This window comes from Enterobacter sp. Ag1, assembly GCA_000277545.1.
Taxonomy (GTDB): domain Bacteria; phylum Pseudomonadota; class Gammaproteobacteria; order Enterobacterales; family Enterobacteriaceae; genus Cedecea.
In genome coordinates this window covers 16,862-40,824 of record AKXM01000004.1, presented here as the reverse complement: position 1 = coordinate 40,824, position 23,963 = coordinate 16,862, and the positions used below count along the sequence as shown (strand labels likewise).

At 54.4% G+C, this 23,963-nt stretch carries 19 protein-coding genes and 1 other RNA gene; 4 read left to right on the top strand and 16 right to left on the bottom strand.

Annotation, left to right across the window (positions count from 1 at the left end; genetic code table 11):
* Positions 1–18 precede the first annotated feature (18 nt).
* From kbaY to kbaZ, 7 genes are all read right to left on the bottom strand, one after another.
* Positions 19–897, bottom strand: coding sequence for a tagatose-bisphosphate aldolase subunit KbaY (gene kbaY / locus A936_RS00875; RefSeq protein ID WP_008453662.1), 879 nt, complete (start codon positions 895–897; stop codon positions 19–21).
* Between the two features lie 10 nt (positions 898–907).
* Positions 908–2,065: an SIS domain-containing protein gene (locus A936_RS00870; protein ID WP_008453660.1), complete on the bottom strand. Its 1,158-nt coding sequence runs from the start codon at positions 2,063–2,065 to the stop codon at positions 908–910.
* A 348-nt stretch (positions 2,066–2,413) separates the two neighbouring features.
* Positions 2,414–2,848 (bottom strand): PTS galactosamine/N-acetylgalactosamine transporter subunit IIA, encoded by a 435-nt coding sequence (agaF, locus tag A936_RS00865; protein ID WP_008453658.1) that lies wholly within the window; start codon positions 2,846–2,848, stop codon positions 2,414–2,416.
* Positions 2,849–2,860: 12 nt separating this feature from the next.
* Positions 2,861–3,730, bottom strand: a complete 870-nt coding sequence (gene agaE, locus A936_RS00860) for a PTS N-acetylgalactosamine transporter subunit IID (protein ID WP_008453656.1) — start codon at positions 3,728–3,730, stop codon at positions 2,861–2,863.
* Positions 3,720–4,502: a PTS N-acetylgalactosamine transporter subunit IIC gene (gene agaW, locus A936_RS00855; RefSeq protein WP_008453654.1), complete on the bottom strand. Its 783-nt coding sequence runs from the start codon at positions 4,500–4,502 to the stop codon at positions 3,720–3,722. The genes agaE and agaW overlap by 11 nt, the downstream gene beginning before the upstream one ends.
* 10 nt (positions 4,503–4,512) lie before the next feature.
* Entirely contained in the window at positions 4,513–4,986 is a 474-nt protein-coding gene (agaV, locus tag A936_RS00850) for a PTS N-acetylgalactosamine transporter subunit IIB (RefSeq protein WP_008453652.1), read from the bottom strand.
* Between the two features lie 24 nt (positions 4,987–5,010).
* The gene (kbaZ, locus tag A936_RS00845) at positions 5,011–6,303 is read right to left on the bottom strand and encodes a tagatose-bisphosphate aldolase subunit KbaZ (RefSeq protein WP_008453650.1); all 1,293 of its coding nucleotides are present in this window, start codon (positions 6,301–6,303) and stop codon (positions 5,011–5,013) included.
* Between the two features lie 251 nt (positions 6,304–6,554).
* Between kbaZ and A936_RS00840 the strand changes: the two genes are divergently transcribed.
* Both A936_RS00840 and rnpB read left to right on the top strand, forming a co-directional pair.
* On the top strand, positions 6,555–7,364 hold the full coding sequence (locus tag A936_RS00840) for a DeoR family transcriptional regulator (RefSeq protein WP_008453648.1): 810 nt from the start codon (positions 6,555–6,557) through the stop codon (positions 7,362–7,364).
* 59 nt (positions 7,365–7,423) lie between these two features.
* Positions 7,424–7,800: RNase P RNA component class A (gene rnpB, locus A936_RS22400), an RNA gene on the top strand.
* A 2-nt stretch (positions 7,801–7,802) separates the two neighbouring features.
* Here rnpB and A936_RS00835 read toward each other — a convergent pair.
* Together A936_RS00835 and A936_RS00830 are read right to left on the bottom strand one after the other, a co-directional pair.
* Positions 7,803–8,180 (bottom strand): hypothetical protein, encoded by a 378-nt coding sequence (locus A936_RS00835; protein ID WP_008453645.1) that lies wholly within the window; start codon positions 8,178–8,180, stop codon positions 7,803–7,805.
* 178 nt (positions 8,181–8,358) lie between these two features.
* Positions 8,359–9,285 carry a bifunctional helix-turn-helix transcriptional regulator/GNAT family N-acetyltransferase gene (locus A936_RS00830; RefSeq protein ID WP_008453643.1) on the bottom strand — a complete coding sequence of 309 codons (927 nt, stop codon included), beginning with the start codon at positions 9,283–9,285 and terminating at the stop codon, positions 8,359–8,361.
* A 280-nt stretch (positions 9,286–9,565) separates the two neighbouring features.
* On the opposite strand from A936_RS00830, the gene A936_RS00825 reads away from it, so the two are divergent.
* Positions 9,566–10,663 (top strand): AAA family ATPase, encoded by a 1,098-nt coding sequence (locus A936_RS00825; protein WP_008453642.1) that lies wholly within the window; start codon positions 9,566–9,568, stop codon positions 10,661–10,663.
* A 41-nt stretch (positions 10,664–10,704) separates the two neighbouring features.
* On the opposite strand, the gene A936_RS00820 is transcribed toward A936_RS00825, so the two are convergent.
* The 6 genes from A936_RS00820 to A936_RS00790 form a co-directional block, all read right to left on the bottom strand.
* The gene (locus A936_RS00820) at positions 10,705–11,499 is read right to left on the bottom strand and encodes a hypothetical protein (RefSeq protein WP_008453641.1); all 795 of its coding nucleotides are present in this window, start codon (positions 11,497–11,499) and stop codon (positions 10,705–10,707) included.
* A gap of 16 nt (positions 11,500–11,515) precedes the next feature.
* Entirely contained in the window at positions 11,516–12,679 is a 1,164-nt protein-coding gene (locus tag A936_RS00815; RefSeq protein ID WP_008453640.1) for an MFS transporter, read from the bottom strand.
* An 81-nt stretch (positions 12,680–12,760) separates the two neighbouring features.
* Entirely contained in the window at positions 12,761–13,552 is a 792-nt protein-coding gene (locus A936_RS00810) for a hypothetical protein (protein ID WP_008453639.1), read from the bottom strand.
* Between the two features lie 3 nt (positions 13,553–13,555).
* The gene (locus A936_RS00805; RefSeq protein ID WP_008453637.1) at positions 13,556–15,004 is read right to left on the bottom strand and encodes a radical SAM protein; all 1,449 of its coding nucleotides are present in this window, start codon (positions 15,002–15,004) and stop codon (positions 13,556–13,558) included.
* Positions 15,004–17,643: a glycosyltransferase gene (locus A936_RS23660; protein ID WP_237717557.1), complete on the bottom strand. Its 2,640-nt coding sequence runs from the start codon at positions 17,641–17,643 to the stop codon at positions 15,004–15,006. The genes A936_RS00805 and A936_RS23660 overlap by 1 nt, the downstream gene beginning before the upstream one ends.
* Before the next feature lie 1,173 nt (positions 17,644–18,816).
* Entirely contained in the window at positions 18,817–19,518 is a 702-nt protein-coding gene (locus A936_RS00790) for a pirin family protein (protein ID WP_008453631.1), read from the bottom strand.
* Positions 19,519–19,623: 105 nt separating this feature from the next.
* Between A936_RS00790 and A936_RS00785 the strand changes: the two genes are divergently transcribed.
* Positions 19,624–20,514, top strand: coding sequence for a LysR family transcriptional regulator (locus A936_RS00785; RefSeq protein WP_008453630.1), 891 nt, complete (start codon positions 19,624–19,626; stop codon positions 20,512–20,514).
* 46 nt (positions 20,515–20,560) lie between these two features.
* On the opposite strand, the gene mscM is transcribed toward A936_RS00785, so the two are convergent.
* Positions 20,561–23,899: a miniconductance mechanosensitive channel MscM gene (gene mscM / locus A936_RS00780; RefSeq protein ID WP_008453628.1), complete on the bottom strand. Its 3,339-nt coding sequence runs from the start codon at positions 23,897–23,899 to the stop codon at positions 20,561–20,563.
* Between the last annotated feature and the right edge of the window lie 64 nt (positions 23,900–23,963).

Genomic DNA, 23,963 nt, shown 5'->3' with positions numbered 1-23,963 from the left:
TGTCCTTACACCAGAGAGTTAAAGCGCCGCTTCTGATTCCGGCAGCAACTTATTCGCCGAGCCGCATACAGCGACTTTGCTACGCACCACTTCTTTCATCGCGTCCATGCCGACGCGCATGTAAAAGCGTGGGTCGTTGCCTTCCGGGTTAGCGCCAAACCATTCTTTCACCGCGGCGGCGAAGGCGATTTTTAATTCCGTCGCGACATTCACTTTGCAGACCCCAAGCTCGATGGCGCGGCGTACAAACTCGTCAGGCACGTCACTCGCGCCGTGCAGCACCAGCGGGACGCTGACGACGTCGCGGATCTCACCCAGCCGTTTGAAGTCTATTTTCGGGCGTTTGGTATACAGGCCGTGTGCGGTGCCAATGGCAACCGCCAGGCTATCGACGCCGGTGAGCTCAACAAAGCGGCGGGCTTCCTGCGGATCGGTCAGAAAAGCGCTTTCTTCATCCACATCCATGTCGTCTTCCACGCCGCCGAGCCGGCCTAGTTCGGCCTCGACGCTGCAGTCGTTGCGGTGGCAAAACTCGACCACGGATCTCACCAGCTTCACGTTGTCAGCAAAGGGGAAATGGCTGCCGTCAATCATGGCGCTGCGCACGCCTGCGTTAACTTTGCGGCTGATGTCCGCCAGGCTTTCGTGATGATCGAGGTGCAGCGCTAGCGGTATGCCGTAGCTTTCGGAATAGGCGTGACACAGTGCGTAAATCTCTTCGAAAGCGATATGTTTAAAGGTGCCCGGCGTGCCGGCAAGGATCACCGGGGAATGCATCTCTTTGCACACTTCAAGAATCGCCTGGATGGTTTCGGCATTGTGGATATTAAAAGCCGGTACCGCATAGCCTCTGGCCTGCGCGTCCTGAAGCAGATACTTCGTGGAGATAATGCTCATGATGAACCTCTCAGCCTTTCCAGGGATGAATAACGACGCCTTTAACTACGCGATTAACCGTGCCGCTGGTGGAGGGCGTGTCCGGCGTAATGCCTGCTTTAACGGAGGAGGTGAGGGCGAAAACCTGGGCATACATCAGGAAGCAAAACGCCTGCTCAACGTCGAGGAACGTCCGATCTGCCGCAGGCAGGAGGATATGCGGGCCTGATGCGATCTCGGGGCTGGAGGAGGCTGAAATGGCGATCGTTTGCATAGCCAGACTGTCCCGGCGCAGCTCCGCCAGCAGATCCAGATCGTACTGGCGAGTGTAAGGATCGCTGGAGACCAGTACGATCGCCAGCGTCTTACTATTGACCAGGGATTTTGGGCCATGCCTGAAGCCGGTTGGTGTGTCATAAAACGCCGCCAGCTTGCCAGCCGTGAGTTCAAGCACCTTCAGAGAGGCTTCTCGTGCCACGCCCTGCAAGCCACCGCTGCCCAGGTAGACCACGCGTTCGTAGGGAAGATCGCCAAACGGAATCTCTCTGAAATCGCCCTGTGAATGAATGATTTGGGCACAGCGGTGAGCGACATCCTGAAATGACTGCGTATTGATGACGGCCGGGGCGAAAACCGCAAGGCAGCTTGCCATCATGGTCGTGATGCTGCTCGTCATGGCAAAACCGCGATCGTGCGTTTCCGCAGGCATCAGCAGCGGCAGTGAGCGGTTGTCCTCCAGCGCACTACGGTAGAGGCTACCGCCCTCGTTACAGGTGATGGTGATGTGATAGCAGGATTTCACGAGCTGGTTGGCAAGTTCCACCGCAGCGACGCTCTCGGGGCTGTTACCGGAGCGAGCGAAGGAAACCAGCAGCGTGGGCTGTTCAGGGGAGAGATAGTCCAGCGGATTGGTCACCAGATCCGTGGTGGGCACGGCAACAAACTGTTTGCCGGTGTGGCGGGACAGCCACGGTGCAATGATGTCGCCGATAAACGCCGAGGTTCCAGCGCCAGTAAGGATAATTTTTAACTTGTCGTTCGCAAGTAGTGGATTCAGGAAGGCGGCGATCTCATCGCGCGCGCGGTCTATCTGTTGCAGGGAGCGGATCCAGCTCACGGGCTGCTGACGGATCTCTTTTTCAGTCCAGGTCGTGTGGCTGCGATCTGTGGCCGTGGAAGTTTCACTCATGACTCAGTCCTTAGCATTACAGCGTCAGATGTCGGCTTTTTATCGCCCATAATCTTTCGTTTTGTTTCATTTAATGTTTTTTAGTGCTTTATGAAAATTTATAGAAAGGAATCGACAAGATCAATATGAAAAGTGAAATAAAACGAAAATCATGATGTGGATCTTTGTTTATGCATAACACTTTGTTTTATTTGGTTTTCATTGAAAATAAAACAATTAAGAAAAGAAAAAGAAAGGCCCATGGCGGATCTCGCCACAGGCCAAAGTGATGCATAATGAAAGCAGCAGGAGCCGCCGCCTGCATTAAACGGGGTTCGAAACTGGAGATAAGCAATCCGGTCTTTTACTTCAGATGCCTTCTTCGCTGGCTTCCGTTGCCCGGTGGCGCGCCATTTCATCGACCAGGCTGGTCAGGCCGCGATGCCCGCATTCCAGCGCCATCTGGCGAAACTCGCTGCCGTTTAGCCCTTCGCGCTCGAGTACCATCTCCAGCAGTAGCTGCAGATTGACGCCAGTAACGACTTCGCGTCCCGGCTTCTCAAGCGCCAGCGTGGAGGCGACACGGAAAGGCGTACCGCCCAGCAAATCCGTCAGAAACACTAAACCTTCGCATTCATCCAACTGGCCGATAGCGGCTTGAAATTGTTCCGTCAGCCGTGCCGTGGAGGAGGTTTCTGGAAAGTCGATGGCAATAATCTGCGGCTGCTCGCCGAGGATCTGTTTCATTGCCTGCTCCATCCCGCTGGCAAAACCTCCGTGGCCGCTCAAAATGATGCTCAACATCTGCTTTTCTCCTTAGAGGAAGTGAAGGAACTTCCCAACAACGGCTAAAACGACGGTGATGCAAATCAGGCGCAAGGGGCTCCAGCCACGGCGGACCAGGGCGAACATTGTCAGGGTATAGACCAGCGGCAAAAACGCAGGCATCAATTTATCGATGACGTCAGCCTGAAGCTTAACCACCGCATCCCCGGCCGTAATTTCAAGCGTAGTGGACAGGCGAACATAGGTGGCAACGAGAGCGCCGATAACGGTCATCCCGACGATGGAAGCGGCATGCCCTACTTTACGTGTATTAGCCTTAATTAACGGAATAGCTGCCACGCCCATGCGGTAAGCGTAGTGCGCCAGGCCGAAACGCAGGCCCAGATGCACCACGTTAAATAGCACGATAAACACGATGGCACCGAGTATCGACCCCTGAAGCGCCAGGCTGGCGCCGATACCGCCGCAGATTGGCAGCAGCGTCAGCCAGAACATCGCATCCCCGATGCCACCGAGTGGGGCACCAACGGCAATTTTTGTGCTCTGGATACTGTTTACATCCTGCTTCGAACGTTCCATCGCCAGAATAATGCCGATCACAAAGGTGACCAGGAAAGGATGGGTATTGAAGAACCCCATGTGCCCCTGCATCGCCCGCGCCAAATCGCGTTTGTTGGTGTGGATCTTTTTCAGGGCGGGTAGCAGGCCGTACAGCCAGCCGCAGGCCTGCATACGCTCGTAGTTAAATGAGGCCTGCAGCAACATCGAACGCCATGCTACGCGGTTGATATCTTTTCGGGTTAGCTCTGCGCCAATGGTCTGATCTTCATAAATCGTATCATTGGCAATGATGTTCTCAGACTCAATGGCCTGTGAAAGCGTTTGGGTATCAGATGCCATCTTCGAATTCCTCTTTCTGGACGCGAGCGGGCTGCGGTGGAGTAGGGTCTTTACGCATCAAATCCATCAGGGCCAGCGCTAGCGCGGCGGCGGCAATTGCCAGTACCGGTAATTTCAACCAGGCTGCGCCAACAAAGCCGATGATGAAGTAGGGGATATAAACGTTTTTCATCATGATTTTCAGCAGTACGGCGAAACCGATAGCTGGCATGATGCCCCCGGCGACGCCCAGCCCGTCAATCAGCCGCGCGGGTAACATATCGATGGCTGTTTTGGCATGTTCGGCCCCAAAATAAATGGGTAAGAAGGCGCAGAGAAAATAGAAGATGCCGAGTGCAAGCATCGCCAAATAGTTAATGCGCTCAATGCCATTGGTGTCGGCGTTCGCCGCCATGCGGTCGGCACGTGCCATGACGCCGGACATCACGGAGAACAAGAAGGTGATGCCCATCTGTACCGCAACCGCAAAAGGCACTGCGACGCCGACGGCGACTTCGGGCTTCACGCCGGTGGTAATGGCAAAAGTCGTGCCCACGATGGTGCCGATAATGACGTTAGGCGGCTGCGCGCCGGCGAGCGGAGCCAGGCCCATCCAAACCAGTTCCAGCGTGCCGCCGGTGAGAATACCGGTGTGTAAATCGCCAAGAATAAGGCCAACCAGCGGGCCAAGGACGACGGGGCGGTGCATATGGGTCAGGCCGTTGAACATATCCAGACCGGCGATAAAGGCCAGCAGGCCCAGGGCTATCGCTTGCAGTAAGCTGATTTCCATAGCAAATACCTCAGAGAAGTTTATAGAGATCCTGAGCTGATTCCGTCGGTACGCCTTGCACAAAACATTCGACGCCGGCCTGTTTCAGGCCGGAGAAGGCGGCAATGTCTTGTTCATCAACCGACACGGTTTTAGCCACCTGCTTTTTGCCTTCGACGTAGTGCATGTTGCCCACGTTGATGCGCGTTACCGGCACGTTGCCGTTCACCAGGGTGAGGAAATCCCGCGGGTTTTTACAGACCAGCAGGATCTTCTGGCGATCCGCCGCGCGGTGAATGTTGTCGATGACTTTTCGCAGCGGCCAGAAGCGCACCGCAATTCCTTCTGCCAGCACCATCTCCATCAGGTTCTGTTGGATGGGATCTTCCGCCACCTCATCATTGGCGACCAGAACCAGGTTTGCGCCGGAAAACCCGACCCACTGCACGCCAACCTGACCGTGGATCAGGCGCTCATCAATGCGGCTTAAGACAATATTTGGCATGGTATTTCCCTTATTATCATTGTGTTAATGAGGAGATGACTCACCGTGACAGGCCGCGTGATACTGGCGCAGCACATCCTGAATATGGTCGATAATCAGCTCATGAGGTTTGGCTGCTAGCTGTGCTTCCCGCACTTTGGCGTACTGAAGCGGCAGGTACTGGCTGATTAACGGCAGCGGAATAGGTTCGTGGGCAAGGTTCCTGACCAGCACATCGTAAGCCTCATCGATATCGCGATCCGGCCAGTAGTAGCGCACCCGGTCAGAGTAGCTATAGCCGCGTGCCAGACGTAGCGCATCGCCGTTGCCGTGATAGTGCTGCTGCCAGTGCTCCGGGTGGTCAAGCATCACGCTTTCCAGGACGTCCCTCAGGCCGGAGCATTTGTGTGCCGGGAGCAGTTCTCGCTCAATGGCTGAGAGGGAAAAAAGGGCTTCACGTAGGGCAAAAGTCAGGGCAGGACCGACTTTTAGTATCGCAAAGTGATCTTCCACTAACTGATGCAGCGCCTGCGTGGTCTGGTAATCCGTTGAATGTGCTTCAAAAACCATCGTTGGCGAATCTGAAATGAGTTTGCTTAGCGCCCGGGCTTTTTCTGGCTGGTAGTCAATCACCTGGGTGTGGTCGAACTCGACGCCGGGTTGAACAACAAGGCCAATAATGCGCGGCCAGATTTCACTTAGCCCCTGTTCTGCAAAGGCCTGGCGGTGAGCTTCCAGCGTAGTGTTTGCGGCCTGCGGCGTAGTGACGGCGAGTTCGGCGAGAGTTTCATGGGCACCGCCAGGGACCGGTACTTCGGTGCCGATGATGTACACCAGATCGGCATGGCCAAAGTGGTCGATACAGGTTTGCTCAGCAATCAGCGCCAGCCTGGCTGCTCGCCCGGCAACGACGTGATCCGTGAGCGGCACGGGATCGTCCACACAAGACATACTGCAGTCGAGGTGTATTTTCTTGAAGCCTGCGGCGACATAGCTACGGATCAGCTCTTCGGCATGGGACATCGCCTCTTCGGCTGGTCGGGTTTGCCAGCGGTTTGGCCCAAGATGATCGCCGCCGAGTATCAGGTTGGCATAAGGAAAGCGGTGTTGTTCCGCGAGTTGATAAACGAAACCGCAGAAATCCGCAGGCGTCATTCCGGTATAGCCGCCGTACTGGTCCACCTGGTTAGAGGTCGCTTCAATAAGCAAGCTGGTGCCAGCTTCGCGAGCGTGGCGCATGGCGGCCTCAAGCACCAGCGGATGCGCGGAGCACACGGCAAAGATCCCGTGCTGGTTGTTCCGTTTGTGGTTAGCGACAAATTCGATCAACTGTTTCACTTTCCTCTCCACGGCGATGGGTTAAAACATTTTCTTTCGATTCATTTCATTTAATCGTGCCTGAATGGCGTTTGAGAATAAAAAGAAAGATACTGGAATTGCGATCTGTTTCGCAAAAGAAACATAATGAAAGGCGTTGGTGTGCTTACCGCGCCTTTTGAACGAAGATTTCTGGGGCTTGCTTTCTGTTAAAAGAAAGGTGTTAATAGGCAAATAGAAATGAAACGAAAGATATATTGAAAGGTTACTCTATGAGCAACAGCGATACCGCAACGGACAAACGTATTCCGGGTACCAGCGAAAGGCGCGAGCAGATTATTCAGCGCCTTCGCCAGCAGGGAAGCGTACAGGTTAATGATTTATCTTCTTTTTTCGGTGTTTCTACCGTCACCATCCGCAACGATCTCGCGTTTCTTGAAAAGCAGGGCATTGCGGTTCGTGCCTACGGCGGAGCGCTGATTTGTGAGCCCGGCAGCGTGGTAGCAGAGCCTTCGGTGGAGGATAAAAGCTCGCTGAATACTTCACTGAAGCGCAGCATCGCGCGTGTGGCTGCGGACTTGATCCAGCCCGGGGACAAGGTGATTCTGGACTCCGGCACCACAACGTATGAAATCGCCCGGCTAATGCGCCAGCATAAAGAAGTGATCGCCATGACCAACGGCATCAACGTGGCTAATGCGTTGTTAGAAGCAGAAGGGGTCGAGGTGCTGATGACCGGCGGGCATTTGCGCCGTCAGTCGCTATCGTTTTACGGCGACAGCGCGGAACAGTCGCTGCAAAATTATCATTTCGACATGCTGTTCCTCGGGGTGGATGCTATCGATCCGGAACGCGGCGTGAGCACCCATAACGAGGATGAAGCTCGCCTCAACCGCAAAATGTGCGAAGTCGCCGAGCGCATTATCGTGGTGACAGATTCCAGTAAATTTAACCGCTCCAGCCTGCATAAAATCATCGATATCCAGCGCATTCACCGAGTAATCACCGATAAAGGTATTCCGGCAGATAGCCTGAGCGCGCTGCGTAAGAGCGGGATTGAGGTTGTGCTGGTGGGCGACTAGCTTTTCGTTTCTGGCGGGCCCGCGTGACAGGGGGGATGAAACCCTCTATACTGCGCGCCGAAGCTGACCAGACAGTCGCCGCTTCGTCGTCGTCCTCTTCGGGGGAGACGGGCGAGGGGGAGGAAAGTCCGGGCTCCATAGGGCAGGGTGCCAGGTAACGCCTGGGGGGGAAACCCACGACCAGTGCAACAGAGAGCAAACCGCCGATGGCCCGCGCAAGCGGGATCAGGTAAGGGTGAAAGGGTGCGGTAAGAGCGCACCGCGCGGCTGGTAACAGTCCGTGGCACGGTAAACTCCACCCGGAGCAAGGCCAAATAGGGGTTCACATGGTACGGCCCGTACTGAACCCGGGTAGGCTGCTTGAGCCAGTGAGCGATTGCTGGCCTAGATGAATGACTGTCCACGACAGAACCCGGCTTATCGGTCAGCTTCAACTTCTTAATAAACGCCCCGCAGGTGGAAGCCTGTGGGGCGTTTTGCATTCAGAGACAGCAAGATGAATGACTGTCCACGACGCTCTTCATGAAAAGAAAGCGACTTATCGGTCAGCTTCAACTCATTCATATCGAAACTCCCCGCACAGTGAAAGCTGGCGGGGCGTTTTGCATTCAGAGACAGCAAGATGAATGACTGTCCACGACGCTCTTCATGAAAAGAAAGCGGCTTATCGGTCAGCTTCAACTCATTCATATCGAAACTCCCCGCACAGTGAAAGCTGGCGGGGCGTTTTGTATTCAGAGACAGTAAGATGAATAACTGTCCACGGCACTCTTCATGAAAAGAAAGCGGCTTATCGGTCAGCTTCAACTCATTCATATTGAAACGCCCCGCAGGTGCAAGTTTGCGGGGCGTTTTGCATTCAGAGACAGCAAGATGAATGACTGTCCACGACACTCTTCATGAAAAGAAAGCGGCTTATCGGTCAGCTTCAACTCATTCATATTGAAACGCCCCGCAGGTGCAAGTTTGCGGGGCGTTTTGTATTCAACACATACTATTTCAGCGTTTTAAGCATGCAGATCTCACAGCTGTTGTGGCCGGTGTTGCCCAGGCTGCCATCCAGGTGTTTGAAACCGAATGCTTCGTAGAGTGAGACCGCCGAGCTAAGTTCGTCGAGCGTCTCCAGGTAGCAGTATCGATAGCCGAATGCTTCGGCCTGTTGTATCGCCAGCGCCATCAGGCGTCTTCCCAGGCCTATGCCCGTCACGCTGCTGTCCAGATAGAGTTTCTGTAATTCACAATATTCTTCACCTGCGCCCTGCAGCGGGGCGATGCCAACGCCGCCTAAAATCTTGCCTTCGTGTTCAACAACCCAGTAGCCAGACCCGGGTTTTTGGTAGGCGCTGGTCAGGTCATTCAGCGCCGGATCGTGCAGGCTCACGCCTTCGAGATGATCGATTTTATTATCGCGGAAGCTTTGGCGGATCACGTCGGCAATAGCGAGATTGTCCTCTGGGCGAATAGGCCGGATCTGAACCTGAAGATCCCGCTGGCTACGGGCATTTACCAGCACCCGGGTCAGCGATTTGACCGACTGATAGATCTGCTGCTTTTCGCTGTCTGATGCCAGAGAAAGGGCCTGGGCCGTGAAGTCGTTGGCGTGTTCGGTGAGATCTTTAAGCGCGACAACGCCCTCGTGGCTCAGGTTGAACACAGTGGCTCTCCCGTCGCTTTCATCCTGCGTTCTTGCCAGCAGATTGGCACTTTCAAGGCCGCGAAGCGTTCTGCTGATGCTGGATTTTTCCACGCACAGGCGGCGGGCAAGCTCCGTTACCCCGGCTGGCTCGCGATCGAGTTCGATCAAAATATGGCTTTGTAACGGCGACAGATCGGTCCCGCTGCTTTTCCTGTTTAGCATGCCCAGCTCGCGCACCATCTCGCGCAGCGCGGCGCGGAATGCTTCAATTTCGTTGGTCTGCATAGCAACTCACATCAATGAGGGAAATGTATTTGGTTAACACTGTTAACTAGTTTGTGTATCATACCGAAATTAAACAGGCAGGCAAGTAACCAGGAGGGCAGGATGCAAAACGGAGAACCGGATACAACGGACAGAAGGATTGTGATCGGCACGATCGTTGCCGTGCTGTGCTTTTACATTGTGATTGCAGTGGGATCGCTTTGAGCCTCTGGCGGCAAATAAGTGCGCTTTGGCGAGTATTTGCCATAATGGCCCACAAGTTTCACTGTGGCGAAAAATCATGATCAAATCCCTCTACATCGACAACTACCGTTCCGTGCGCAAGCTTTCCATTGATTTGGGCAGGCTGAACGTGGTGTTTGGGCCCAACGGGTGCGGTAAGTCTAATATTTATAAGGCGATCCATCTGATCCACGGTGCGGGGAGTGGGCAACTGTCTCACTGGCTTTCTGATGAAGGCGGGATCCAGAAAGCGATGTGGGCGGGCGATCGCGCCCGCGGCTACGCCAGCGCTCCGCGCAGGCTGACGCTGGCGGTAGAAACGGATACGTTTGAATATGAGCTGCAGGTGGGCTTTCCCGAGCCGCTGCCGTACCCGACGATGTTTGGCCTCGATCCCATTGTTAAAGAGGAGCAAATCTGGCTCAGCGGCTACCGGCGGCGCCCTTCGTCGTCGGTCATGCAGCGGCGTAATCAGACGGTTTTCCTTAATAACGTCAACGGCGAAAAGGTGACTCACGCCGCCACGCTGTACGAAAATGAATCCCTCTTTGGCCAGCTTGGCGAGCCGCATTTGTACCCGGAAGTCTCCAGCGCCAGGGAGACGCTGCGTAACTGGCGTTTCTACCACGAGTTCGATATTTCCAAAGGCGCTGGCCTGAGGCTGCCGCAGGTGGGCTACCGCTCCCCGGTGCTGTCCGGCGATGGCCTGAACCTGGCCGCCGCGTTTCAGACCATCGTCGAAATTGGCGACAGCGAGCTGATGTTTACCGTGCTGGAGCAGGCTTTCCCGGAATGCACGTTTTTCTGCGATAACAGCGGCGGGCGCTTCCAGATGATGATGAACCGACTGGGGATTAATCGCCCGCTGGAGTCCGCGGAGTTTTCAGATGGCACGCTGCGTTTTCTCTGCCTGACGGTGGCGCTGCTCAGCCCGAGACCGCCGCAGTTTATCGCCCTCAATGAGCCTGAAAATAGCCTGCATCCGCAAATGCTCCCGGCGCTTGCCCGCCTGATTGCTGAGGCAAGCCGCTACACGCAGATTTGGCTTACCAGTCACTCGCCTGAACTGGCTACCCTTATCGAAAAATATACGGCGTTTACGCTGTACGAGTTAGGTATTGAGAAAGGGGAAACCACGATGACCCAGCTGGCCTGACGCCGTTTTCCCTTCTCCGCAAGGAGAAGGGAAACGTAAGGTTACAGGCTACCGGCAATGGTGATGTAGTCGGTATAAAGCTGCGGGGCGCCGGAGAACGAAGCCAGTTCGCGCCATTCGTCGTACATCCTTTCGCTTTCCTGATGATCCTTCACGAACTGCAGCGATTTCTCCGTGGAGACATCCAGCTCCGGGTGGAAAGAGTTTAGCGAGGCCAGGCTTTCTATCTCGAGCATCACCAGATATTGCTCAACTCGATTGCCGCCGGTGCCTTTCAACATATGGAATTTCCAGCCCGGGTAGTCGTCGATACGGTGAACGTTGTCGCGGATAAACGTATCGAAAGTCTGCGGGGAAACACCTGAACGCAATGCCAGATTATGCAGCCCGACCACGCGTTTAATCGGTTCTTGTCCGTCGCGTAGCTGGTAGTTTGGCCCTTCTGCCAAAGAGCTATGTTCGTTTTCAGCGAGCTGCTGGTAGGTGGAGAAAATCGTTGGCAGTTCGCCAAACGTCGCGAAGGTTTTCCAGGTGTTGATAAGCTCGACGCCCGCCGGATGATCGCGCCAAAAAGCACGTGCCTGTTCCGTTTGTTCCCCCTGACTATCAATATAGCGCGCGTAGCTGTCGGCATTTTCTGCTTCGTACAGCATCAGATATTGGTTCTGACGCTCGCCGCGCAGGCCTTTCAGCAAGGTCCAGCGCCAGCCCGGATAAGCCGGGATGTGCACGCCTTTGGCTTGCACAAAGGCTTCGAACGTCTCTTCGGTGACGCCCTTTTTCAGGTTAAGACCTACATAGTGAAGGCTGAATACTGCCGGTGATGAGTGACTCATACAAACTCCTGTTTCATTAACGCTGGCGAGAAATAAACGGCGAACCTGAAGCCACAAACAAAAGCAGCAACAGGGCACCGCTGAAGGTCAAACTGAGCCCAATGTGATGGGCGATAAAGCCAATCAGCGCAGGTCCCGCGAGCAGGCCGCTGTAGCCAAAAAGCGTGACGGCAGGGATCGCGAAATCCGCTGAAACCCCCGGCTGGTTACCGGCGGAGGTGAAGAGAATGGGAATAATGTTGGCGAGCCCGGCTCCGGCCAGGATAAACCCCGGCAAGGTGCCCCAATGGGTGAAGACGAGCAGGATAATCCCGATGCCAGCAATAGCGCAGCCGAGGAGCAGCACGAGTTTGCCGCCCAGGGCGCTGACCAGACGATCGCCGCTGAGGCGCCCAAGGGTGACGGTGATGGAATATAAGGTGTAGCCGAAGCCCGCGAGCGAAGCGCTCATGCCGCGTTCCGAGGTCATAAATACCGCCGACCAGTCCAGCATGGCGCCTTCAAGCATGAAGACGAAAAAGCAAAGTATCGCGATGGCCAGCACGGGCGGATGGCTAAGCACGCGTAACGTCTCGCCTTTGCTGCTCGTGGCTTTATTTTGTTTGGGCAAAATATTCCGGGCAGAGGCGGCGAGCAGTAAAGTCAGAAAAACAGTGATGGTGCACACGGCAAGCAACGGTGTAGCCCCCAGCCACAGAAAGAAACTGACGAAGCCTGCGCCGGCAATGCTGCCGATACTGTAAAAGCCGTGAAAGCCGGACATTTTTGCCTGCTCGCTCTCCTGTTCGACGACCACGGCGTGAGCATTCATGGCAACGTCGAGCATGCCGTTGAAGGTGCCGAACAGCAGCAAAGCCAGCGCCATGGCTTCACGCTGGTCAAACAGCATTAGCAGCGGTAAATCCGCGGCAAGCCCCAGCACGCTGAGTATCATCAGGCGACGGCAACCAAAGCGAGCGATCAGCCGGCCGGTAAATGGCATGACGAGCATCGAGCCTGCGGCGATGCAAAAGAGCAACAGCCCTAAAGCGCCGTCGTTAATAGCCAGCCGCGCTTTAGCGAAAGGAATTAGCGGGGCCCAGGACGACATGGCTAAACCGGCCATAAAAAATATGGCGCGTGTGGCATGCTGTTCCCGCGACTGTACGTCCGCCAGGGTTGGTGTTGAGTTAATCGTCATAGTAATTTTGTGACTCAATGTGTGAATTCACTCGCGTGAATGCGTCGTGCCCGGTCCTTCGGGCACGCGCGGCGGTAAGCGTTAATTGAGGCTTTCTGCTACCGAGAGGTAATCGGTATAGATTTGTGGCGACCCGGAAAACGAGGCGAGTTTTTTCCATTCCTCGTACATTTGTTTGGTATCGCGGTGCGCCTGGGCGAATTTGGCCGCTTCGTCGGTAGCGATATCCGGTTCGGGGTAAAAGACATCCAGCGCCTCCAGGCTGGCGATTTCCATCAGCACCACATACTGATCGAGCCGGTTACCTCGCTCCCCTTTCAACAGCCGGAATTTCCAGTCCGGGTAATCTTCAATCCGGTGATGGTTGCCCTCGATAAAACGTTCAAACTGTTCGGCGCTGACGTTGGGGCGCAGCGCGAGGTTGTGAATACCAATCACCCGAGCAACAGGGGGCTGCTGCTGGTAGCGGGGACCCGGCTGGACGGTGCTTTTCTGATTTTCGGCCAGCAGGCGATAATCGGTGAACAGCGTTGGCAGTTCGCTGAAAGTGCCGTAGCTGCGCCATTCGGCCAGCAGCGCTTCCGCTTCAGGATGCTGCCCCCAGAACTCGCGGGCCTCTTCGGTCTGGTTGCCGTCTGCGGCCATATAGCGATCCCGCATTGCCGCATTTTCGATTTCAAACAGCATCAAATATTGCCCGGCACGTTCGCCGCGTAGCCCGCGAAGCAGCGTCCAGCGCCAGCCCGGATAGCAGGGAATATGTACGCCTTTATTTTGCACAAAGGTTTCAAACGCCTGCTGGGTGATGCCCGCTTCGGTGTCGATGGCGATGTAAAACAGGCTGAAAACCGGCGTGGTTGAAGAGTGGCTCATCAGTTACTCCTGTTCTGCGTCGGCTGAGATGAATTGGGTGTTAATGATGGCTTCAACCAGCGTGACGCCGATGGGCGTCAGCGTGACCACGCCTTGATCAATCACCACGAGTTCTTTTGCCTGCAGCTTTTCCAGCGTTGGTTTGATGATGCGGTTTTCAAAAAAGCTGTTGCCGTTGAAGCGTGTCGCGAACACGGTATCGTCAACCGGAATGAGCGTGGAGAGGGCCATTTTGAAGGCGTTAACTTCGCGCTGTTCCGGTGAAATACCGTGGCTTTCTTCGATAGGCAGGCGGCCTTCATCGAGGAACTGCTTGTATTGCTTATAGCCGGTGATGTTAATGGCTTCGGCGCGGGTGCATTTCGAACTGCCGCCCAGGCCGATGGCGACCTCGGGATATTGTTTGTCCAGATCGGTAATCAGCCCTTTCCACTTTTCCGCTTCCAGGTGGTTCTGGTGGAAATACATCGTGGGGTGTTCGCGATAGCCCTCGGTGAGGTATTTCTCGACCAGCTCGCGCATTTGATATTGCTTGCCCAGCCCAGGGAACGTCATGTTGTTCATGTTGATCAGCCCTTTTTTCTGCCACAGGCTTTCACGTTCGCCGGATACGCCGGTGCGCGTTTTCATGAACTCTTCCATGTGCAGCTTGGTGCAGACGACGTGGGAGAGATCCAGCGCCAGGGTGCGCTCCATGTCGTACTTCACGTCATCCACGGTTTGACCCAGCATGCCGTAGATAAGATCGACGCTGACCCAGTCAATGCCCTGTTCCCGCGCGCTGCGTATGGTTTCTTCACACTCGTCGGCGGTGTGCTGGCGGCCACAGGCGGCAATAATAGCGTCGTTAAAAGATTGGGTGCCGAAGCTGATTTTGCTGAAGCCCAGCTCTTTCAGAATGCCGATGTATTCGCGGTTTAATGTCCCAGGTTCGCCTTCAAAGCGAAGCGTTGCCGCCGAGAAATTAAAGTGGGTGTAATAGAAGTCCATCAACCGACGCAGTTCCGGCTCCGGGAGCAGGGAAGGCGTGCCGCCAAAGATATTGAATTCTCCAATTTCCGCTTTTGACAGGCTCGGTACTTTTTCCAGCCACATCTTCGCTTCTTTGATGTTGTAGTCCACCAGATCCCGGAAGACGCCTTCCGCCGAAGGCGATTTCGGGTTGAGAATCACCGTTGGATACTGGCAGAAGTGGCAGCGGTAGCGGCAGGTGGGGATATAGGCCCACAGATGGATCTGTTTCGCAGCCCGAATGTCGTGCTCCATATCGGCAAAGAACGACGCCAGCGGGTAGTGCTCAATGTCACCGGGAAAAACATGGCAGCCAAAAGGATCTTTATGGACGTAGTCCAGAAAAGCCTCGTTCTCCGGCTGGGAGAGGAAACCGTAAACTGCCGGAACCGGATAGGCCGGGTCGAGATCTTTTAATGACGCGAGAGCTTCGGTATTCATCAGAAAACACCTCCGTTGGCAAAGTAGTTGTGGGCTTCACCGGACTCGCGATCTTCACAGAAGTACCAGACAAAGCGTTCGAAATCTTTTTCCGCGACGCTGTTAAAGCAGGCCGGAAGCGGTGGTGCAAAGCCAATGTCCTCCCCGACGGCGTTGCGCAGCGCGGTGAATATCTCGTGGCGGAACTCGAAATAGAGCCGGTAGGCTGGCGTTTTGTAGCTATGGATCGGCTTAAAGTCGATGATGCTCATTTCATGCTTAATGGCGTGAATGCGCTGGTAAAGCCGCTCTGCAACCTGCGGTGAGAAAAAGGCACGTACCCGCTCGTTCTCCAGCAAGATGTGCGGATTCAGCAAGGCTGGAAGAACGATGTTTTTCGGGATGTAGTCTTTGATGGAGTATTCCCAACCCTGCCGGGCCTGCTCTTCGGTGAGGTCAATCAGCGTGTTTTTTTGGATTGAGACGTCCGGGCGCACATCTTTCATGATGATGATGCCGTCGCTGCCGTAGGCGATGCCGCTGATAACATCGTCAATAATGGTGTCCACGCGGCGGCTGTTGATTTCCACAAAGGATTCTTTGGCGTAAACCGGCTTGCCGCCGCAGGCGATGATCTTGATGCCAAAATCCCAGTCGTCGGAAAGGTGTTCTACGAAGCGGCCTTTTTCCAGCTGGTAGAAGATCTCGATACCACCAATTTTTTCGTACAGGCCTCGCTCAACAGCGAAGCCTTTGCCATCCGGGAAGCCGCCAAACAGCGAGAACGATACGTCGCGGCAGCGCAGGGTTTTTTGGATTTCACGGAAGAGGTTGGGGCGCTGCTGGAATGCTTCGCGGTCGTAATAGTAATTGCAGGTCCCGAGATCGCCGTCGTCGGCAATCATTTTTTCTATCAGGGTATGCAGCCAGTAAGGGTCCACGGTGCAGTCGGCATCGGCGGAGACAATATAGTGTTTATTGCTTTTGCCCAGCCGGGCATCACGCGCCCTTGAGCGCAGGGCGGCGTAATCCATACCGCATTTACGGGCCGATGAGACACCCTGAATCTTCTCTTGAATAATGTGCACATCCATCGCCGGATGTTTTTCTTTGAAGAGGTTTATCTTTGCCACGGAATCGTCGCGGGAATTGTTATCCACGATGATCACTTCATAAGCGTCATGGGTTACCAATCGGCCATGCGTTTGTTGGCCAAATAATGAGGCTAAAACTTCATCAATTCGGTCGCTTTCATTGTAAACAGGCAGCACTACCGAGACGAAAATGTTATCGCGCATATCTACTCCTGGGGCGGTGATATTCAGAATGTCCATCACGTTGTTAGAAAGGATGTTTTTGCCGATGGCGAAGTTCTTCGCGGCAATACGATCCATTTCAGGTTTATTGGTAAGCAGTAAAAAAACTTCGTTGATGAAGGCTTCGTCAGGCAGGCCGTCTTGTCCGTCAGAAATAGGCATCACTGGGGCTTCAAAGCCGTGCTGGCCGTAGACTTCCGGGTAATATTCGTAGCGGGTAGTGATGTAGCAGCGCTGGCTGCTGATCGCCTCCCCAATGGGGTTACCGTAGCTGTCGTAGTCCCATGAGGTCAGGAACGACACCAGGTCACAGGAATGGTAGAGATCCTCGATGGTGATTTTTCCCTGGCTTTTGGGCATGAAGTTGTGATGCAGCGGGCCAAGAAACTTCACATAGGGCGTAATGTCCAGCTCCTGTGCCAGTTGCTCCAGCTCGCCTGCATGCGTGGCGTGCTCACGGGTATCGCCGGCGATCAAAAGCCAGACGGTTTTATCAATATTGTGCTTTCTGAACAGGTGGTTAAGGCGTTGTACCAGCAGCACGTCACGGTCCAGGCGCTTCTGCGGAATGATGCGCGTCGTTCGGGCAATGACTATGTCATCGGCGGAAATATCCAGGGATGACCGGATGTTTTTCAGCGCCTGTTGGCCGGTAAAGCTGTAGGTATTTTTTACTACGTGAATATCGACTTCCCGCTGGCACCAGTGTTCCAGCTTTTCTTTGAGATCGTTATTCAGCGTTACGTAGCTAATAAAAGGGGATTTGATCGGTTTAATGGCATGGTTGTACGGCGGTAAACCATACTTCATGATATTTTTCTCGCTGTTCCACATGAGGTCGTGATCGCGCCAGATAACAAAATTTCCTAACTGGTGACGGTGGCCGTATTGTTCTATAGCGAGATAAAGTGCGCGGGTATAAATTATATTCTCTGGCAGCGTGCCGTTTTCGACAATCACGGTGCAAATTCGAAGCTGTTCCCATTGAAGTAAAATTCTTTCGGCCAGACTTTGGGCGGAATATTCAACGGCGTGGATTATTTCTGTTTTTTCTTCAAATGAAACAGAAAGCCTTTCACTGATAAGTACGGCGTGTGCTTTTTCAATAAACTCTGGGGAGTAATGAGGTACAGATGTAATCCCACTGATGCGCGTTAAGGTAAAAGCATCGCGATAAATTTCGGGCTCATGATCGTAAGGTTTATTAAAATTGCCTTTGTCAACCTTAATATCGTACCCAAGATCGAGATAAGAGTTGATACCTTTTTGCTTAAGGCTTTGAGAGACTTTTAATGCTTCCACCGTAATACCTGAGACGGCAACAGCATCAAAAGAGATAAACATGGCATATCTTTGACCATAAACGTCCATGGCAACTACCCCTTTGAAGCGAAACTGCTACGCTTATTTGTTGTAAGCAATTGATACATCCTGAATGACTGCGCTTTCGATAACGCCCGAAGTCATTCGGAACCGGCAAAATCAGAAAACATCGTCAGCAGCCGTGCCGGTGCTGACTTTCAAGTGCTGTATGTATCAAAGTGCCTGCAAGAATTAGCTTGCGGGATAGCTAAACGCAGTGGCGTTTATCAATGTAATATTTATATTTATTTTTAGGCCGAGCGCGTTCGCCGGTTTTATTCGTTTCCCGGATTTATACTCTGGCGATTTTCTGATTTTTAATTATCAGTATTTGATTTTTTTATTGATGTTTGTTGGCTTTCCAGAGTGGTTCAAAAGAGAGGTCAATCTTAAACGTCTCCTTTTTTTGCCGTAAAGCGGGAACGTTCCAGTTGGTGAGCGTTATCACACATTCTTATTTTGTTTTTAAACCGGAATTTTTAATAACCAGTCTAAAGTTAATATTCATTTTAGACCTTTTAAATAAGGAGTTGTGTTAGCGTTGAGATGTTTGTTTTGAAACTTTAGTCATGATTGGGAATGTTCCCAAAGCGCCGCGAATTTACTCATTTCGAGTCTTTTATTTTGAGCGTCACAGAGTTTACATATTAAGAAATATGTAACGCGATTTTCCTCTTTACCCTAATAAAAGAGCGCTCTCAGGTATACCGAACCCTTAACTTTGGTATGGGAAGAGTAAAACTCACACCAGGTATTCGTAACTCATTATAAATATTAGGCTATTATTTAAGTCATGATAAATAGTAAGGGCTAGAGGAAACGCAGCCCTTAAATATTTACTTACTATATGGGGCTTTTACAGAAGCAGAACTGGTAGTCTACGCGCGCGCTGATTGCAAGATTGAATGATGATTTATCGAAATATTTGAACGAGTTAGCGGTTGCGCCGACCATGCAAGTGAGCATTAACCAAAGTAATAAAGCACCAAAACCAACGAGAATATATCGGGGATGTTATTCGTAGGCATGGCAATATTTGGCCGTATGCGGCTTGTGTCCTGGACGAGGCGGTTTTCTACAGAATGAATTTTGCGGAGAAATACCCAGGGATAGAAGGATGCTGCCCCTTTCAGGACGAAAGAGGCAGGCGGTAGGTTAGACCGGTAAGTCGATCAGCAGGCCGCGCAGCGGCGTATCGGCGACCAGGGTGATATTCGCTTCATCACGAATAAACGCGCCATCGCCGCATGTGAGCGCTTCTTTCTCTTCTGATGGCGTCACCGCATGCACCGTGCCGTGAATTGACTGCAGATAGGCCCGTGGGCCATGAAGCTGGAAGCTTAGCTGCTCGCCCTTTTGCATCTCAATATGGTGGATCCACACCTGCTGGCGGAGCTGCAGGCTGTGATTGCTGCCATCCGGCGAGGCAATCAGCTGATGAGATGTTCCCGCTAACGGGATCTTTTGTACCAGCAGATTTTCACGATCCGGGCAGGCATCCAGCCACAGCTGCATACGCGTCAGCGATTTGTCTTTGCTGAGGTTGTGCTCGCTATAGCTGATCCCCGGCTGGGTGGAAAGCAGCAGGACCTCACCGGCGCTGGCCTGGATATGGTTGCCTTCGCTGTCGCGGTATTCCGCTTCCCCTTCCAGAATCAGGTTGAGGATGTCTACTTTCGGGTAGCCGCGCGGTTGAAACGAGGCTCCAGGGGCCAGAACTTCCTGGTTGAGCACGCGCAGAGAGGCGTAGCCCAGCAGTTTCGGGTCGAAGTAGTGTCCAAAAGAAAAGGTGTAGCGAGCCTGCAGCCATCCGTAGTCAGCTTTACCACACTGTTTGGCTGTTCTTGTCGTAATCATAATTCTTGACCTCTCTTTACACTAAACCCATGTTAAGGGTCTGGACGCTGCATTGTTAGCCAGTTAATCTGCTCGGTATGTTCAAATTTCCTGAATGAGAACGAAATGGCGAAAGAAAGGGCGTTGACGCTGGAAGCGTTAAGGGTCATGGATGCGATTGACAGGCGCGGGAGCTTTGCCGCTGCGGCCGACGAGCTGGGACGTGTACCGTCCGCGCTCAGCTACACCATGCAAAAACTGGAAGAAGAGTTAGATGTGGTGCTGTTTGACCGATCCGGCCACCGCACCAAATTTACCAACGTGGGGCGTATGCTGCTGGAACGAGGGCGCGTGCTGCTCGAAGCGGCGGATAAGTTGACCACTGACGCGGAAGCGTTGGCGCGGGGCTGGGAGGCAAACCTGACCATCGTCACCGAAGCGCTGGTGCCGACGGAAAAACTGTTCCCGCTGGTGGATAAGCTGGCCGATAAAGCTGACACCCAATTATCTATTTTCACCGAAGTACTGGCCGGGGCCTGGGAGCGCCTGGAGCAGGGCAGGGCGGATATTGTTATCGCGCCGGATATGCACTTCCGCAGTTCCTCGGAGATTAACTCCCGCAAGCTTTACAAAGTGATGAGCGTTTATGTTGCCGCGCCGGATCACCCGATTCATCAGGAGCCGGAGCCTCTTTCTGAGGTGACCCGCGTGAAGTATCGTGGCGTGGCGGTGGCCGATACCGCCCGTGAAAGACCGGTGTTAACGGTGCGTCTGTTGGACAAACAGCCGCGCCTGACGGTGAGCTCTATCGAAGAGAAGCGGCTGGCGCTGCTGGCCGGGCTTGGCGTGGCGACGATGCCGTATCCGCTGGTTGAGCAGGATATTGCCGAAGGTCGCCTGCGGGTGGTTAGCCCGGAATATACCAACGAGATTGATATCATCATGGCGTGGCGGCGCGACAGCATGGGCGAGGCCAAAGCCTGGTGCCTGCGTGAACTGCCTAAACTGCTGAAATAAAAAAACGCGTTGGTTTTTTGCCAACGCGCTTTGCCCTTCCTTGAAATTACAGGCTGCCAGGCGTTCTGGCGGCTCTGCCCGCGGATTTAATCGTCTTACTGCTACGTTGCCCGCCGAGGCTCTCCAGACGCATCTGGAACGGTGGGAACGGCATCTCGATGTTGTGCTCGCGGAAGCCCTGCAGAATCAGCTGGTGGATTTCGTGGCGCAGCGGCATTCGGTGGCCCATTTCCGCCGCGTGAATACGCAGTTCGAAGACCTGGATACCTTGCTGGAGATCAACCAGGAAGGCTTCCGGCGCTGGCGTATCGAGCACCAGCGTGCAGCGGTGTGCGGCTTCCAGCAGGACCTGGGTGACCTCTTCCGTATTTGCTTCTGACGGAGCAGGAATAGTGAGCACCACGCGTGTGACCGAGTCCGAAAGCGACCAGTTGATGAACTGTTCGGTAATAAAGGCCTGATTCGGCACGATGATTTCTTTGCGGTCCCAGTCGCTGATGGTTGTCGCACGGGTGTTAATTCGCGTGATGGTGCCCGTCAGATCGCGGATGGTAACCGTGTCGCCGATGCGTATCGGCTTCTCGAACAGAATAATCAGGCCGGAGACGAAGTTGGCAAAGATTTGCTGTAAACCGAAACCTAAGCCTACGCTGAGCGCCGCCACCAGCCACTGCAGTTTGGACCACTCAATCCCCACCATCGAGAAGCCAACCAGCCCGCCGATCAGCAGCAGCAGGTACTTCGTGATGGTTGTGATCGCATAGCCGGTGCCGGGGGTTAAGTTCAGGTGCTGGAGAATCGCCAGCTCCAGCAGCGCGGGCAGGTTACGCACCAGTTGGGTGGTAATAATCAGCACCAGAATGGCAATCAGTACCGCACCAAGCGTAATCGGCTCGATGCTTTCCACACCCTGAACCGTGGAAGTGACATCCCACAGAGTGATGTTGCCGAGGAAGCCAAACGCCGAGTGGATTTCCGACCACAGAACGATCACCGACAGCAGGGCGATCAGCGTCAGAATCGAGCGAACCAGGCGCAGGGACTGGGCGCTGATGGTATCCAGATCGACTTCCGGTTCGTCCACGGTTTCGGCCGATCCTTCAGTGCTGTTGGCATGCGCCGTCTCTTCTTCGCCACGCGCTCGCTGGGCCAGGATTTCAGCCCGGCGGTGTTTGGCACGATCAAAGGCCAGACGGCGGCGCTGAATCAGCATCCAGCGGCGAATAATGTGATAAATCACCAGCAGCAGGAACCAGATAGCCACGGAGGTTTCCAGCCGCGCCAGTAGCGCCTGAGCCGTCGCCAGATAGCCGACGACAGCCGCCAGAATGGCCATCAGCGGTGCGCAAAGCAGCAGGTTCCAAAGAATGGTATTGACGATGTTGTCGCCATCGCCCTGTTTGTCGAGGTAGAGCGGCAGCCCGGCGCGCTTAAGGCTAAGCGTGACGATAGCCAGCGCGCCGCAAATCATGATGAAGCAAAGCCTGCCCAGAGAGGCAGAAAACTCTCTGTCATTGAGGTTATCGAACATAATCAGCGCCATGATCAGCGGCACAATCAGGCCGATGCTCATGATGTAGTAGCGCATGGCCCGGCCTACGCGCTCGCGCGGCCAGCCGAAATGCACCACAAACAGCCCGGTAGGGCGGGCGAAGGTTGCACAGATCATCACCCCCCAAAGCAGGGGAACCGTGGCGGTTACACCGTCGCCAATCGCCACTGCGATAGGGTAAGGCCATGCCTCCTGCAAACCATAGCCGAGCGTCGCCCACAGTACGGGAAGCGGAGAGGCGACCAGAATCGACCAGAACACGGTGCGCAGCGTCAGGCGGAAGTGATCCTGGGTCACTTTGCCGACTTTGGCGCTGGAGCGCTCCAGGAAGGCGGTGAAGTGTCGGCGCGAGCTAATGCTAAACCCGACCAGAATCAGCGCGCCAAAGAGCGGCAGCAGCGTCTCTTTGCTGGTCACCATCATGATCGCGGCTTTCCCCAACTGACTGAAGGTATCCAGCGAGACCAGACGCCGCAGATCCTGAACGATTTCCAGCGGCCAACTGATGCCGATTGGGCTGACGTCCGATGTCCAGAACAGGTAGCGGTGGGTCGCCTCGTTCACCTCTTTCAGGGCATCTTCCAGCTGGCTGTTGGCCACTTTCAGCTTGGTGAGTTCAAGGATCAGGGTATCGCCGCCCTGCAACAGCGAATTCAGCAGCTCTCGCTGGGTGCGAAGCTGGGCCTGCAGGATCTTATTTTGTTCCGGCGTTAACGGGCTGCCGTCTGCCTGGCGAACCTGTCGCAGTTGAGCATGCTTATTGAGCAAATCTTCATAGTGCAGGCGCTCTACGCGCAGCTGAGCCAGCTCGGTATCCAGCTGCTGCGGTTTGGGCATGTCCGGCAGCCGGGCGACCTGGGCACGAAGCGCTTCACCCAGCACGTTGGAAACGCCGAGCCACTGGGACTGCTCGCGGAGCGTATTCAGCGCCTGGCGGACCTCCAGCGTCTGGTTATTGGCCTGCCGCTGCTGAGAGGCGACCAGATCCATACGCTGAGCTTGCTGGTTGAGTGCCTGGGAAAGCTCGCGGTTATTTTTGAACTGCTCGACGATTTCCGGCGGCAGGTTGGCGCTGGTTTCCGCCAGCAGTTCGGTGCTTTCCAGCGCCTGTTCCGCCTCACGTTGGCGCTGGCTATTGAGCTGATTTCTCAACGCCTGGAGATAGGCATCCAGCTGGGTGCTTTGCTTCTGCGCCAGTTCGGCGCGCATGCGCGAAAGCTCCTGGCGGTTGTTAGCGGAAAGCTGCGCCAGTTCGAGTTCATCAACCTGCGCTTTCAGGCGTGCGGATTCGGCCTGCAGCAGGAAGTGCTGGGCCTGGGCGAGCGGGGTACCGCCGCTTTGTTGGGTACCGGCGCGGCGCTCGATGTCGTTAAGCTGGCGACGCGCATCCGTTTGCTGCTGAGGCAGCTGGCTTAACGAATCGCTGATGTCCCGGGTTCTTTCCTGTTCCTGCTGAGCAAGGCGGCTTTTGTCCAGAAGCTGGCTGCTGACCTGCAGGATCTCCTGGTTCAGCGCGTCGCTGCTCATGCCCGGGGAAACTTCCTCGGGTTCATCGCGCAGGTTGGTCAGTTGCTTACGCAGGGTTTGCGACAGTTTAGGGAAATTATCAATGACTTGTTGGTATTGTTCGGCGCGTTCGAGCGAGGCTTTACGCTCGTCCAGCGCATTCAGTGCCGACTGGAGTGCTTCAACAATTTCTGCCTGGTTAGGCGTGTTTTTGGCGGCCTTAGCCTGCTCCAGTTCTTGCGAGATTTGTTTTGCATCGGGGGCTGTCGCTGCGTATGCCCCCAGGCTGAGGCACCAGGCCATCAGGAACGTGATAATCAGGCGCACGTCAGTTACCTATAACGTTGCTGGAAAAGAGGGAAAACCATGTCTCCCTCTTGGGTGTTTTAGC